Annotated in this window: 14 protein-coding genes; 1 reads left to right on the forward strand and 13 read right to left on the reverse strand. The window is 46.5% G+C overall.

The window, feature by feature from the left end; all coding sequences use genetic code 11:
* Positions 1 to 239: 239 nt before the first annotated feature.
* The 8 genes from ACUUJN_RS15515 to ACUUJN_RS15550 all read right to left on the reverse strand — a co-directional run bounded on the left by ACUUJN_RS15515 (position 240) and on the right by ACUUJN_RS15550 (position 9,164).
* Positions 240 to 1,856: an alkaline phosphatase gene (locus ACUUJN_RS15515; RefSeq protein WP_484668690.1), complete on the reverse strand. Its 1,617-nt coding sequence runs from the start codon at positions 1,854 to 1,856 to the stop codon at positions 240 to 242.
* 90 nt (positions 1,857 to 1,946) lie between these two features.
* Positions 1,947 to 3,113 carry an amidohydrolase family protein gene (locus ACUUJN_RS15520; RefSeq protein WP_484668691.1) on the reverse strand — a complete coding sequence of 389 codons (1,167 nt, stop codon included), beginning with the start codon at positions 3,111 to 3,113 and terminating at the stop codon, positions 1,947 to 1,949.
* Positions 3,103 to 4,173, reverse strand: a complete 1,071-nt coding sequence (locus ACUUJN_RS15525; protein ID WP_028540671.1) for a pyridoxal-phosphate-dependent aminotransferase family protein — start codon at positions 4,171 to 4,173, stop codon at positions 3,103 to 3,105. Before ACUUJN_RS15525 ends, ACUUJN_RS15520 begins: the two co-directional genes overlap by 11 nt.
* The gene (locus tag ACUUJN_RS15530; RefSeq protein WP_075154381.1) at positions 4,160 to 4,942 is read right to left on the reverse strand and encodes an ABC transporter ATP-binding protein; all 783 of its coding nucleotides are present in this window, start codon (positions 4,940 to 4,942) and stop codon (positions 4,160 to 4,162) included. The genes ACUUJN_RS15525 and ACUUJN_RS15530 overlap by 14 nt, the downstream gene beginning before the upstream one ends.
* Positions 4,939 to 5,712 (reverse strand): ABC transporter ATP-binding protein, encoded by a 774-nt coding sequence (locus ACUUJN_RS15535; protein WP_048481509.1) that lies wholly within the window; start codon positions 5,710 to 5,712, stop codon positions 4,939 to 4,941. Before ACUUJN_RS15535 ends, ACUUJN_RS15530 begins: the two co-directional genes overlap by 4 nt.
* Positions 5,697 to 6,563 (reverse strand): ABC transporter permease, encoded by an 867-nt coding sequence (locus ACUUJN_RS15540; RefSeq protein ID WP_484668692.1) that lies wholly within the window; start codon positions 6,561 to 6,563, stop codon positions 5,697 to 5,699. Before ACUUJN_RS15540 ends, ACUUJN_RS15535 begins: the two co-directional genes overlap by 16 nt.
* Complete coding sequence (locus tag ACUUJN_RS15545; RefSeq protein WP_484668693.1) at positions 6,560 to 7,558, reverse strand: ABC transporter permease; 999 nt, start codon at positions 7,556 to 7,558, stop codon at positions 6,560 to 6,562. Before ACUUJN_RS15545 ends, ACUUJN_RS15540 begins: the two co-directional genes overlap by 4 nt.
* Positions 7,559 to 7,562: 4 nt before the next feature.
* Positions 7,563 to 9,164, reverse strand: a complete 1,602-nt coding sequence (locus tag ACUUJN_RS15550) for an ABC transporter substrate-binding protein (RefSeq protein ID WP_076264847.1) — start codon at positions 9,162 to 9,164, stop codon at positions 7,563 to 7,565.
* A gap of 274 nt (positions 9,165 to 9,438) precedes the next feature.
* On the opposite strand from ACUUJN_RS15550, the gene ACUUJN_RS15555 reads away from it, so the two are divergent.
* The gene (locus tag ACUUJN_RS15555; protein ID WP_023989111.1) at positions 9,439 to 10,356 is read left to right on the forward strand and encodes a LysR family transcriptional regulator; all 918 of its coding nucleotides are present in this window, start codon (positions 9,439 to 9,441) and stop codon (positions 10,354 to 10,356) included.
* A gap of 339 nt (positions 10,357 to 10,695) precedes the next feature.
* On the opposite strand, the gene ACUUJN_RS15560 is transcribed toward ACUUJN_RS15555, so the two are convergent.
* From ACUUJN_RS15560 to ACUUJN_RS15580, 5 genes are all read right to left on the reverse strand, one after another.
* Positions 10,696 to 10,836 (reverse strand): hypothetical protein, encoded by a 141-nt coding sequence (locus ACUUJN_RS15560; RefSeq protein WP_023989112.1) that lies wholly within the window; start codon positions 10,834 to 10,836, stop codon positions 10,696 to 10,698.
* An 82-nt stretch (positions 10,837 to 10,918) separates the two neighbouring features.
* Positions 10,919 to 11,719, reverse strand: a complete 801-nt coding sequence (locus tag ACUUJN_RS15565) for a hypothetical protein (RefSeq protein WP_068941624.1) — start codon at positions 11,717 to 11,719, stop codon at positions 10,919 to 10,921.
* A gap of 71 nt (positions 11,720 to 11,790) precedes the next feature.
* Positions 11,791 to 12,210, reverse strand: coding sequence for a hypothetical protein (locus tag ACUUJN_RS15570; protein ID WP_028540666.1), 420 nt, complete (start codon positions 12,208 to 12,210; stop codon positions 11,791 to 11,793).
* A gap of 234 nt (positions 12,211 to 12,444) precedes the next feature.
* Complete coding sequence (locus tag ACUUJN_RS15575) at positions 12,445 to 13,725, reverse strand: helix-turn-helix domain-containing protein (RefSeq protein WP_279832814.1); 1,281 nt, start codon at positions 13,723 to 13,725, stop codon at positions 12,445 to 12,447.
* Between the two features lie 22 nt (positions 13,726 to 13,747).
* Positions 13,748 to 14,566: a carbon-nitrogen family hydrolase gene (locus tag ACUUJN_RS15580; RefSeq protein WP_484668694.1), complete on the reverse strand. Its 819-nt coding sequence runs from the start codon at positions 14,564 to 14,566 to the stop codon at positions 13,748 to 13,750.
* Positions 14,567 to 14,626: the final 60 nt, after the last annotated feature.

Raw genomic sequence — 14,626 nt, forward strand, 5'->3', positions numbered from 1 at the left:
CCGTGACTCATCCCTTCTTCCCTCGTCCATCCGGACTTCACATCATCAGCGGCTTGTACCGTACATGTATTATTCTAGCAATATCGGAGAGGATGTAACGTGATTAGTTTCACAAAAAATCCCATTTTATAAAAACCTCCTCCAACTTCTGCCCCAAAAAATACACATTTATATCAACACACAAAAAAGCTGTCTCTTCCTCTAATGGAAGAAACAGCCCTTGTCGATGGTTCTGCTTATTACTGAATCAAATCAATCGCCTGCTGGGGTACAAAATAATCAACGCCGTTAAATACAACTACACCGTTGAGCGTGGTATTTTTACCATTCAACGTAGCGACATTTTTGTATACCGGAAGCTCCAGCTTGTTACTGCCTTTGGTCACTGTAATAACTTTCGTGTCCGCAGAAAACTTGGCTCCTTTAGCTTCAAAAGCGGCTTTTGCAGGAACAAAAAGCTGCTTGCTGACCGTATCCAAATCCAGTCCAAGTACACGTGTCATATATTTATTAACATCTGTATTGTCGATTACACCGGTTGGACGGTCTCCGTTCGGCGCATACGTGTACAACACGACATCGCCTCCTGTATGTCCGCCTGTAGTCCAGCCAATATTCGCACGTTTGCTAATGATCGGTCCGACAGCATAGTTCATGCTTCCTTCTTTGGCATCCTTAATGGTTTTTACTTCTTCGTCTGTCAAATCGGTGATGCCAAAATATGTGGAAAGCACCTCTTTAATATTGCTGCGATCTGCATTCAGCTTGGCTTCCAAGCCCTCACCCGTCAGCTTCGCTTTTTTCAGCGGGTCTATAAAAGAAGCTAAAGGTGTTTTGTCATAATTGCTAGTTGTATCGCTGCTACCAATCGTCAATCCACCGTTTCCGTGGTCTGTCACTGCTACGACGACTGTATTTTGGTTTTGTTTGGCGTAATCCACAGCAACTTTCACTGCATCGTCAAACGAAAGCACGTCACTAATAATTCCGGTTGGATCATTTGCATGGGCGGCCCAATCCACCTTACTGCCTTCTACCATTAAGAAGAAGCCTTTATCGTTTTTGGACAACACATCAATGGCTTTCGATGTCATTTCTGCCAGACTAGGTTCCTTGGATGCATCGCGATCCAGGTTATACGCAAGGGCTTCAGGAGAAAAGCTACCCCAGAGCTTGCTGGAGGTCGAATTTTTCAACCCTTCAGGTGTCGTGACAAAGTCATAACCCTGGTCTTTAATTTGGGCTACCAAATCCTGGCCATCTTTACGCCCTGCTGCCTCCAAAAACTTGCCGCCTCCACCTAACACTACATCAACCCCGTTGTAGGCTTGCTGCATGCTGAGTGCATCATAATTTTTACGATCAGGATAATGTGCGGTAAAATCAGCTGGTGTCGCATGCATAATCTCCGAAGTCGCAATAATTCCAGTCGATTTCCCTGCCAGCTTGGAAGCCTCAAGAATGGAAGCTACAGGCTTTTTGGCGTCACCCGCTGCAATGGGTTGTTGTCCGGGCATTGTCGCTTCATCAGGAAGGACGCCTACATACCCAGTATGAGATTTATGTCCTGTGGCAAAAGCAGTACCCGCTGGAGCAGAATCGGCAATTGGAGCATCCGCAGAATGCGTACGCACCATGCCGCTTGCCATGCTGTCTAACGTTAAGGAAGATCCTTTGTACCATCTAGCCAGTGCAGTGGCGTCATTAGCCATACCGTCTGGAATCAAAATAATTACGTTTTTAATCGACGTGTCCTTTTCGACTGCCATCGCCGTCCCACCGCTTACTGCTAGCATCATAGTCGCTACGAGTGCTGCCACCGATTTTTTCGTATGTATCCCCCAACATTTTAGCATTCAATTTCCTCCCAGACACTTTATTGTACAATCAGAACTAAGTCTAATCATACTTTGTCAGGAGAATGTTAAGGGGATTGTCTAACTATATTAAAGATGCTCTCTGGAGTATTGGTCTCGCTCAAATTGTCCCTGAATTACCGATACGATACTTTCACGGAGTGCTTTGGCGTTTTGTGACTTATACGGATCAGCATTAAAAAAGATTGTATCTGCTGTGTAGTTTTCTTTTATACGTCCCAATCTGTCCCCATATCCCAAAATTTCAGCGGCGAACTCCGTGGCAGCCTGCCAAGCCTCTTTTCGAGTTAATCCACAGTCTATGAGTGTGTCTAATTCCTCAAGGTTACGTCCATGTAACGAAGGTGTGGCAAAATCTGTACCGAACGCAATTCGTACGCCTGCTCTTTTGGCATAGCTAACGGCTTTAGGGTGGGCTTCGGCGGCGCGGGCGGCGCGGTCACAAATTTCCCTGTCGAGTAAAAGAACTCCAGACGGGTCTGCAGCAATACGATAGATGGAAGCAGTAGGCACAAAGGCTGTCCTGGATTGCGCAAGCCGGTTGGCTTGATCCTCGGTCAAATACATTCCATGCTCTATAGATTCCACTCCAGCGTCAATAGACCAATCCACAGTAGGTCCGCCCCAGGTATGAACCATGACTTTTATGTTGCGTGCATGAGCGCTATGCACAATTAAAGAGAATTCTTCCTCAGAAAAAATCGGGTCCAGCACTGTATCTGGCGACGAGCCTAGTCCCCCCGTTGCAAGAATTTTAATCCAGCTTGCCCCGGAATCAATAATTCCTGTTACCCGCCGTTCCAAATGCTTAAGACCTCGTGCGTCTCCGGCTCCAAGCATATCACCACTGGTATAAACTCTTAAAGGCTGGCTATAATGCTGACCTATATGCTTCACCGTACTTGGCAAAAGCCCACCTGCATCACGCACTGAAGTCACTCCAGCCTGGAAAGTAGCCTCAAAGGCTTGCGCCTGCATCACTTCGATCTCCAATTCATCGCGCTTCTCCTGATCAGTATGATTAAAATCCGTCCATGCCAAATGCGTATGAAGATCAATTACGCCGGGGCTAATCCATAAGTCGCCATCTGGACCATTTTGTTGAGTATGCGTGGATAAGGACTCTGCAATGGACGAAAAACGACCATTGGTGATTGTTATATCAAATCGTTTCCCATCAATCCCCGCCACAAATATATTTTTATAGGTTAACTCTTTTTGAATTTTATTTTCCATCTTCATTCCCCCAAATTAACCTTTGGGCGGCAAGCGCATGATAAGGGTCTTGATGTACAAGCTCAGCAAGCGTTTGGATAGCTTCTTCAACGCTTTGTTGATTTGCCTTCGCCCCAAAATGGTTAATGCGTAAGAGTTTATTATGCAATTCTCCATCTCCGGGTGCGACAATGCCTATGGGCTGTTCGATATTGAAATTACCGCCTTGAGGAATCCGAACCGTTGTAGTCAACGTTGAGTAGCTATCTTTATTCCGCTGCCACGGTTCAAGGCCCAAGGCTTTAATGCCAGCAATTGCAGCAGATGTAGTTAAGCGATGGCGGCGGTTGACTGCTTCCAGACCTTCTTCTTCAATAAGCTTTAATGACTCTATAAGCGCACGGGCTTCCAAAACAGGGATGTTGGCAGGAACTCGCACGGGCGTCACATGATTAGGGGAACGCTTTAAGTCAAGCAAAGACAGTATGGAATTGCGCGGCGCATTTTTGTTGGAGGCCAGAAACTCCCAGCCACGGGGAGAAATCCCCACAGCGCTGATCCCGTTAGGCCCGGATAGTGCTTTTTGCGCCCCTACAGCTACAAAATCAATTCCCCACTCGTCCATGAGCACCGGTTCGCCCCCGATTGCAGAAACTGAATCTATCACGGTTATAATGTTTGATCTACGCGCAAGCTCCATGATTTCCCTTGTTGGATTAGAGCCTCCTGTGACCACTTCCGCCTGCACAAAAGAAAGCGCACATGGGTTATATCGCTCAATCGCTGCGGCGACTTCATCTACAGTTACCACATCATCAAAAGATGTTTTGAGTTCGATGACTTCTGCTCCGCCACGCGCAAGCCAGTTACCAAAAATCGTTCCATATGGACCTGTCACAATGTTTAGAATTTTACGGTCGGGCGCAGATATGCCTGCTGCTATGGCTTCAATTCCCAGGATCGCCTCGCCCGGTATGATTACCGGGGATTCTTGGGTGGACAGGAGTTTGGAGAGCAAGTTAGTTAGCGTATCAAACTCCGATATTGTAAGAGGTACAAATCCTTTATTATTTTGACTCATAAATACCTCCTGCAGAATGGGATATTGGCATTTTAGGAACAGCGGACAAAAGCTCACGGCTATAAGGCGTTTCAGGACGAGAAAAGAATTTCTCCTTGGGGTTGATCTCAACCAGCTTCCCCTGCCGCATTACAGCAACAATATCGCTTATGGCATTTATAACTCCCAAGTCATGAGAGATAAAAAGCATCGTAAGATTAAGCTCCGATTTGAGTGTGCTCAACAGTTCAAGCATACTCCGTTGTACCGAAACATCCAGTGCGCTCGTTGGTTCATCTGCGATAAGTATGCTTGGCTCAACGCTTAATGCGCGGGCAATTGCTATTCGCTGACGCTGACCGCCGGAAAATTCGTGAGGGTATCTGCCAAGGGCGCTTTCATCGATGTGAACACGTGTAAGCAGTTCCCTACATTTCTTGTCCACTTGAGCTCGGTCAACAATCTTGTGAAAAAGTAAGGCTTCGGCAAGGATTTGCCTGATCGTATGCTTTGGATTTAGCGAGGAATCCGGGTTTTGAAAAACCATTTGTATTCTTTTATGCTGCTCCCGGCTCCGTCGCTTGCCCAGTACCTGAGAACCCAGCATGATCCGGCCCTCATCCGGGGCGATCAGCCCGGCTATTACCCGCGCGAGGGTAGACTTTCCTGAACCCGATTCTCCCACAAGACCAAGCGTGGTACGCTCCTGCAGCTCCAGGCTTACTTGATCAAGCGCGGTGAACTTACCATAAGCAACCGTTATATTTTCTATCCGCAAGGCTGTTTTCATAAATCCGCGCTCCTTTCAAGATCCGGGAGAGGAAGCACTGAGCTTATCAGCAACTGTGTATACGGATTTTGCGGGTTTTGTAAAAGGGGCAAAGTGTCTCCCCGCTCTATGATTCTTCCCTCTTTCATAACGCAAAGCTTTGAGCACATCGAAGCAGCTACGGCAAGATTGTGCGTAACAAACACCATGGCAAAACCCAACTCCTTTTGAAGACGTGAAATAACGTCAAGTATTTGCCGTTGAACCGTTACGTCAAGCGCAGTTGTTGGCTCATCACAAAGAAGGATGCCCGGCTTGCACGCCAAAGCCATCGCAATAACAATACGTTGACACTGGCCGCCTGAAAGCTGGCGGGGGTAACGGTCAGTATGCTTTAAGGAATCGGGAAGACCGAGCATTTCAAGCAGTTCCAAAGCTATTGTGCGCGCGACCTTCCGACTCACCTTCTGCCTGTAGTACACAACCTCGGCAAGCTGCCGGGCCACCGGGCAGAGAGGGTCAAGTGCCCTTATCGGGTCTTGAAAAATCATTGCGCATCTGCCATTGCTCCTAATATGCCCGCCAACTTGTTCAATACCGGAGGGAAGCAACCCTATGATGGAGCGAAGCGTGAGCGATTTTCCAGATCCGGATTCCCCCACAAGTCCTATACTTTCGCCCGCTTCAACTTTGAGACTCACATTAGTGACCAATTTATGATTCGATTGCGTCGCGAGCGACAAATTTTCCACTTCTAAAATTGGATTCATAGCATTCATTTTCTTCTCCATATATCTGCTAGCCCATCGCCCACAAGGGATAAGGCTATCCCTGTAAATACTACCGCAAAGCCTGGGATTGCTGAAAGCCACCACTTAGTAGATATAAAGGGCTGCCCATCAGAAATCATAGTTCCCCAATCCGGAGTTGGCGGCGCAATGCCGATACCTAGATAGCCTAGCGTAACAATGGCTACAAGCAGAACAGCCATGTCCGTCATAAGCACTACCACCGCTTGCGGTAACACATTCGGCAGAAGATGGCGCAGTATGATTTTAATATCCGGGATTCCCAGAGTTTTTGCAGCGGCTATCCATTCCTGCTTGCGAAACGATGCGCTAAGACCCTTGACCACGCGCGCGTATACAATCCAGCCAACCAGGACAAATGTAATGTATATCCCCTGTTCACCCGTACCACTTGCAAACGCCACTATAATTACAATCAAATAAAAAGGGAACGCAATAAACGTATCGGTCAAAAGCGTGATAACCGTGTCTACCCATTTACCATAATACCCGGCAAGCATTCCCAGAAACACCCCCATACAAAAAGGGATGATCTCCGCCAGCACCATAATCTTCAAATCAGTCCGTGCGGCATAGATCAGCCGTGTAAACAAATCACGCCCCAGTTGATCGGTTCCCAGCCAGTGTTCGAAGGACGGGGGTTGTAAAGTTGCCGAAATATTTTGATCAGAAGGCTGGTAGGGGCTAATAACCGGTGCGAACACTGCAATACCCATGAGTAACGCAAACATAATACTGCCCCATAAAAGAGATGGAGTATTTAGTATTTTTCCCCAAGAGCGGTTGCTATGACCCGCCTTCTGAATCTGAAGATCTAATTGCGTGCGTTTCATTGTTCTCCTTTCGTCCTGGGATCAAGATACCCAGAAGCAACCTCAATCACGAAGCCGATGATGACCACAGATATCGCACAATAAAGAGCAATCCCCTGTATAACAGGAAAATCCCGGTTCGAAATGGCTGAAAATAACAGGCTTCCGATACCCTTGAGGCCAAAAACCTGTTCAATTACCAACGTGCCGCCCATCAGGTAGGCAATGTTTACGCCAAGCAGCATAAGAGCGGGAAGAGCGGAATTGCGCAGGACATGCTTTACCAATATAGCCCGGTCGGGGATTCCCGCTGCCTTCAAGGTTACAACAAAATCAGATTCCAGCACTTCCAACATCTGCGCTCTTAAAGAACGAACAAGCGAGGGAATTTGCGACAATCCGACAGTGATCGCAGGAAGGGCGAGACTGTACAAGATTCCAAGCCAGCCCTCGCCGACTCCCCCAACGGGGAACCAGCGAAGCCGAACGCTAAATACCAGAATCAGTAGCAGTCCAACCCAAAAAATCGGCATACCGAGCGTTACAGCAGGCAAGATGCGTATAATGTGGTCAAGCAGTCCGTCTTTATGTGTTGCCGCAAGGGTGGCCAGCACCAGCGAAATAATGATGGAAAAAAGACAGGTCATTGCAATGAGCAGCAGCGTCACAGGGGCCCGCTCTGCAATCAACTCTCTTGAAGAAGTCTCAAAAACAATCGAAACGCCGGTATCACCGTGTGTAAAGAAATTGTGCACAAAGCCTATAAACTGCTCCCAAAGAGAACGATCCAGCCCCAACCTATGGCGCATACTCTCAATAGCCTCAGCTGTGGCGTATTCCCCCAGAATCATTTTGGCGGGGTCTCCCGGCACCAGCCTTATGATGAAGAAGACTGCCACCACCACACAGATGACTACTGATGCCGCTCTTATCATAGCGCGCACAAGCCATTTGTGTGGGGAAGTTAGATTTGCAGACAATCCGGCAGACTTTTTAAATAAATTGTGGGCCGTCAAGGATCTAATTACCTTTCACACGTACATCTTCAAAACGAGCGCTGTTATTGGGAAGCACGACCAGGCCATCAATGGAAGAACGAACACCTTTCAGAATATCCGGATAATAAAGCGGGATGTAAGGTACCTCGTCTGCAAGGATTTGTTGAAGCTTGGCGTAAATTCCCGCACGTTCTTCCCCATCAGGTGTTTTTTGCCCCTTGTGCAGGAGCTTGGTAACTTCATTGTTCGTGTAATGAGTCCAGTACGACTTGCTAAAGCCTTCCGGATCTGTCTGGAAAGCGAGGATCGAGTTGGCTTCTGGAGAATCCGCCTGTCCGCTGTTGATCATTGCCGAAAAATCATAGGCAAAGAAACGCTCGCGAAATGAGGCCAACTCAACAGATTCGATTTGAATGTCTATGCCGATCGTTTTGGCGGCCGCCTGAATAATCTGTGCCTCCTGAGTTCTTGAGTTGTTACCAGAGGCAATGAGCAATTTTGTAGAAAACCCATTAGGGAACTTTGATTTTGCAAGCTCTGCTTTGGCAGCGTTCGTATCAAAGCTGAGCGCTTTAATCGTATCGTTCGTGTTGTAGGGAATGGCTGGCGGCAAAAGCGAATTGGCTGGCTTTGCGAAACCAAAGGTAACCGCATTGGTCAATCCATTACGGTCAAGTGCCAACGCCAACGCACGGCGAACGTGCACATCCGAAAAATGCTCGTCCAGGGTATTGAAGAACAATTGCTCTGTCACCCAGCTTCCATTGGTCGCCACTTTGGTATCAGTTCCTTGTTTTAATTCATTTACATTTTCAAGAGCTACAGACTCAATAGCGTCTATCGCGCCAGCCTTCAGCTGGTTAATCGCTTGGCTGTCATCTTCAATGAGCTTGTAGACAAGTTCATCGATATATGGCTTGCCTTTCTGCCAATAGTATTTATTTTTGCTGAAAGTAAGATCACCGGCAGAATCCCATTTCTTAACGACGAAGGGACCGGTACCGACCGGATTCTTAAAGAATTCTTTTTCCGAGACACCGCCAAAATCCTTTGGAAGGATGCCATTGGAGAAATTTGAGAGTTCAGAAATAAACGGCGTATACGGCGCTTTAAGCTTAATTACAAGTGTTTTTTCATCTTGAGCCGAAAGCGAAGCCACCTGTGCCGCTATTGCAAGAGGACCTCCTACATTCAAATGACGCTGAATTGAAAAAACCGCGTCCTCGGCAGTAACTCCTTTGCCGTCTGAAAATTTCAAGCCATCGCGTAAAACAAAAGTATAGGTTAATCCATTCGCGCTAATATTGTGCGACGCCGCAAGCCAATCCACAATTTTTCCATCACCGTTAAAGGCAACCAGCGGCTCAAATACTTTGTCGATAGCAAAAGCATTATTTGATGTAATCTGATTATGCAAATCAAACGAGGTTACGGAAGCCGGGCGGCCATATGTAAAGGTTCCCCCTTCCGCGGGTTGATCAGCGGTTGTGCTTGGGTTAGTTGCGTTTGTATTTTTATCTGCATCATTTTTGGAGCCGGAGCATCCTGCCACGAGAACCAATAAAAGAAATGCTAAAGATCCAACCAAAAACGGTTTCCTAAAAGATACAATAAGTTTGGACATCCCATTTTCCCCTTTTCTCCAATAAAACATATTGTTTTAATATGAATAATATTATGGATGAACCCATTTGCCATGTCAAACAGAATTAAATACCATAATTTATAAAATCAAAGATAAAAGTAAACATAGGGATTTTCCAGCTTGTGAACACATGGAGTTCATATGGGATTGGGAATTTCATTATATTATTGTATAATCAGTCTATGAAGTAATAGGTAAAGCTTATAAGACGACAACCATTATAAAAGCGTATATAAAAGGGGTTTAAAACTCGATGGAATTCAGACAACTTCAATACACCCTGCAAATTGCAGCGGAAAAAAACTTCTCACGCGCAGCAGAAAAACTGCATATTGCTCAGCCCTCTTTGAGCCAACAATTGTCCAAACTGGAAAAAGAACTTGGGGTACTTCTATTTCAACGCAACACCAGCACGGTGGAATTAACACATGCAGGAGCAAGCTTTGTGGAAAAGGCAAAAAAAATAGTCGATGCAGTTGAGCAGCTCCGGCAGGAAATGGACGACATTTCTCAACTGCGAAAAGGGAAGGTTGTGGTTGGCAGTATGCCCATCACAGGTTCTCATTTGCTGCCGCATGTGCTGCCTGTATTCAAGAAAGCTCATCCGGACATTGAAATCGTGTTGGTCGAGGATTCATCCATGAATTTGGAGAAAAAAACTGCCAGTGGGGATACAGATCTCAGCCTGCTATCTCTTCCATTAGTAGAACCTACACTTTCCTATGTGCCGATCGGTGAAGAGTGGATTGATCTTGCCGTTCCTCCAGGTCACCCCCTAGCCCTGCGTAAAAACGGAGACCATCCGAAGCCTGTGCATATGGAAGAACTGAAAGATGAGCCTTTTGTCGTTCTGAAAAAAGGGCAAGGCTTTCGCAAGCTGACGATGGATTTGTGTCATCAAGCTGGCTTTGAACCCAATGTGGTGTTTGAGAGCACTAATATGGAGACGCTCCAATCGCTTGTAGCGACAGGTATGGGAGTGACACTCGTCCCCCGTTTTATCGCCCGGGCCGCCAGCAGCGAGTTTGTTCCAGCATTATTGCCACTCGCCGAACCTACCCCTAGCCGTACCCTAGCCATTGCCTACCGAAACGGACGTTATTTGTCTAAAGCTGCCGAAGCCTTTATTGATACCTTCCGAGAAACGGTCGAGCAACTTTCTCAAAAGTAGCTTCAAATGTGAAAAGGACCGTCTTCCTCCTCAGCCAAAGCCAGAGAAGAAGACGGTCCCGGGGCTTCGCCCCTATGCTTTCAATACTTCATTTACTTTACGGGTTCGATTACACTGTTGCGATGTTGCTTCCATCTGTCTTTAACGAACCACATTTCATGTTCATTTGAATTTCATGTCAGCCTCGCCTGATTACTTTACGCTTGCTCGGAAACTCCACTTTATCCATCCCGCATCACTTCTTTCCTTAAGGTCTCTAGCCTTGGTCTCCCAAGAATGTCCTACCTCAGTTCCAATGTGCTGTGTGATCCCAAAGTGCCTGTCCTCGCCTTTTTGTGATCAGGGTCTCCCTAAATCTGGTGGACTTTTATCCTGATCATAGCCCATTTCATAATTGTTTCCGACAACCTGTCTATTTAAGCCTCTCGGCCGTGACAGGCCATCCCTATTCGCCAGTTCGGATCTACTTTGGTTATCCATCGTTATCAACCTCCTGGTGTCGGGATACTATTATAATACACCTATGGGCTGTATCTGAAACAGGTATCAGAAAACTTTTTTATTATCGAGAAGAACCAAATGCTTGCTGTACCTCGGCTTCACTCACTTGTGTTTTAAAGACCAATTTCGAAGGATCTTGAGGTGAATAAATGACCTCTATAATACTTCCCTGCTGCAGCTTGGATAGTTGGGAAGAAAAAACAACCTTTTGCGTGGTTACATTAAATGTATCGCCGTTGTTTTTCGTAACACTCAGCGTAAATTGAAGCTTAATTTTATTAGGTCCTGCTTCCCCCATGGGTGTGACATCCAGCACTTTCGCATATGCCTGCTCACCGGTTTTGGCAATTTCCATCAGCTCAGGCGATACGCCCTGCTTGACCATTTGCTCATTCATTAACGCTTGTAAATCCGTCTGCGACACCTGCCCTTTCAGGTCAAGTCCTACTTTCAGTTTATCTTTCTCCGATACGACCAACGGAATGATCGAGCCTGGCTGAAATTGAGCCATGGAAGTCAAAGGAATAATCGTCGTCAAAGCAGTATCATATTTGTCTTCTCCATGTTTGGTTACGGTCAACCCGAGCTTTACCTGCGGCTGACTGTTTACATAAGTCCCTGTTAGCTGAACACTTGTAATAATCCCAACCCCAGGAACACCCTTCTTAACCTTACCGCCTTCAAAAAACACACCTAAAATTCCAGGTAGAAAAATAAGCGCAAAGCCTATATAAATTAACGGCCTATACCACGGGGCATCCATAATCACAAATGGATCATCCCATAAATAGTTAGCCAAAAATGGTGAGAAGCCTACACCAAACACCATAAGTACCCCGATAATACTCAAAAATCCTTTCATCCTCCAAAACCCCTTTTTCAATCATCTGTTCAAATTATATGTCAGCAAGAAAGGTGAAACGACCTGCTCATTTACACTGTCACCAGACCCATATAAATCAGCTCCGATGGATTTACCGGATTGCTCCCCAGACCCACCGTATCTCCAGGTCGCGGAATTTGCAGCTTGGATACGAGCGTTTCCAACGTTTTTGGATATCGATTACCGTTTACTTCTGTCACATCTAGCATTAGCACCACAATCGGATCAAAATTCACGAGCTTCCCGGTATCTGTTACCGAAATAACAACCGCAGTCGCTGCCATCGCCAAACCACCGTTAGCCGCCGATTGAGCTTGTCTTGCCGAGTTTAGGCTTTGGTTAATCTGTTCCCGATGCTCTTTGGGTACCAAACCTTTCATAAATAATCCTGACAGGCCTTTATTCATCAGTTGATCTGCTTGTTCTATCGCATCCTGCTGTTTTTTCTTTTTCCCGAATAAGTTCATCATGTGGTTGCACCTCGTATTTTGTATTGTCGTTCCTTATGAATTCAGTATAAAAGAGGGTATATGGCATCACAATACGTTTTGGCGCATACAAAAAAACCGAAAAAACAGGAGCTTTAACCTGTACTTTTCCGGTTTATTTTGAACTCTGGGACGGTTTACACAAAATTTTGCACACTTTGGAGTATTCTTTCGCACGATCATCCGATAGTTTTGTGAAAAACGAGTGAATTCAGGCTATTTTTTACGCAAAAGATAGACCAATTTGCGATAATACGCCGATGATTCTTTATAACGACGACTGTCCTCGGACACAACTGCCAGCGTTTCATATAACTGTTCAAGCCGCGCTGGATGCTGGAGAGCTTCAAAATAAGGCAAGCATTGCAAGGCATGCATCCAAAAGGCGTCCTGATTCCCTTGGGCAAGCGCCAGTTGGCTTTCATAAAAATCAAGCCCCATTTGCTGATCTGTTGTCAGATTTGTTTTACGCAGTTGATCCAAATGCTGTGAGAGAAGCCCCCAATTTTTTCGCGCAAACGCAATCTCACAGCGATAAATTAGCGTAACGGGCAGCATCATCTGCTGCATTTCCTCCCGCTCCCGGCTCACCAGCGCTTCAAAACGCGCTACTTCCTCCAAAGCCTTATCCAGCTCGCCAATCGATGTCAGCATAATAATCCGGTTGTTCAGAATGGTCGTGAGCATATCTGCCGCATTTTCTAAATAGACCAAATTGGCCTCAGCCATAGAGAGCGTTAACAGTGCTTCCTGCACAGAACCCATGGCAAAACAATATCCGCTGTAAGCCACATACAGACCCGTCAAACGGTGAAAAAGCCGATCATCATACACCCTGCGCATCGTCTGCTCGAATACCTGCTTCGCCTGATCAAATTGCTTGACCTGAATACAGGCCTCCATCATAATGTTTTGCGCATTCAGCCAGTTTTCCGTCCCCTCTTCCACCAGACGGCTTAGCTGCTTAACGTTATTCAGCACATCATAATAATGGTTTTTCGAGCGGAAATACTGGATTTTATAAAATAATATTGCTTTTTTTAGCGGTGCGGGCAGCTCCACCTCATCCGAGCGACCAAACTTCTCCAAATAAAAATTCAAATAGGTTTGATGTAAATATTCATAGGCCGTTGGGTCATTTAATTGCTGATAATAAACGGCCTTCATCAAATAAGTCGTCATTTCCACCACAAGCGAATCGTTGCGATCCTCCAGTAGATCCACATAGCTTTCCGTGGCAGGATTAGCCAGCTTGGACAGCTCTGTGAAAATCTTATCTGCTGTAGTCAGCGTCTCTTCATCCTCTGCCGCTGCACGCAAGAGGTAGGAGGGATTTACACCTAAACGCCCAGCAATTTGCTCGGCCAAATCCTCTGCCAACGGGTAACGGTCAGCCAGTATATTTGCGAAATGTGCTGGTGTCACCAGCCCGTCTACCAGCTCTTTACGGGACAGATTTTTCTTTTTACACAAAAATTCAATGCGTTCCTTAAGCATGGAGTATTCCTTTCTACACTGATTATCGGTCATACAGTGAGGGACGCCGATCTTCAAACACCGGAATACGACTACGTACGTCCTGCACCAAGGCAGACTCAATCGTTCCTGTGATGATCCCCTCCTGCTCTCCGCCCTCAGCAATGATTTCTCCCCATGGATCAATAATAAGCGAATGCCCGAAGAAATCAGTATCTCCGCTGCGACCTACCCGGTTACAAGCAATGACATACATTTGATTTTCTATAGCACGTGCGGTTAGCAAGGTACGCCAGTGATGAAGCCGGGGATGAGGCCATTCTGCGGGTACGATCAGCAAATTTGCGCCCGACAGGGCCAAACTGCGGGCTAGTTCAGGAAACCGGATATCATAGCAGATCGACGCCCCTGCCTGAATCCCGCCATCCAGTGCGAATAAAACCTTTTCTTCGCCAGGCTGCAAATATTTTTCTTCATCCATAAGTCGGAATAGATGAATCTTGGAATACGAAGCAACCTCTTTGCCTGTTCGGTCAAAAACGAGCATCGTATTATACACATGACCGTCGCTTTTTTTCTCTGCGATCGACCCAGCTACTACGTTCACTTCATGGGTGGCAGCGAATGCTGCTATCCATGCCCGAGTCTCCGTCCCTTCCTTGTCCGCCAGCTCATGAATGCGATCTAAGGCATAACCTGTGTTCCACATTTCCGGCAGGATAATCAGATCCGGCTTCAGTTCGACTTTCATCGCTTGTTCCATTAAAGCCCGGATATGACTGCGGTTTTCCGGGGGATTTCCTATCTCTATGTGAGCTTGTATGAGTGCAACACTGAACGGCTGAGCTTCCTGATACGTCAAAATCCTTCATCCTCCTTGTGAGCCAGAGCTTCCCGCGACCCATTGTCCGGTATTTTCCCC

It is taken from the genome of Paenibacillus sp. LRG-1 (assembly GCF_057220305.1).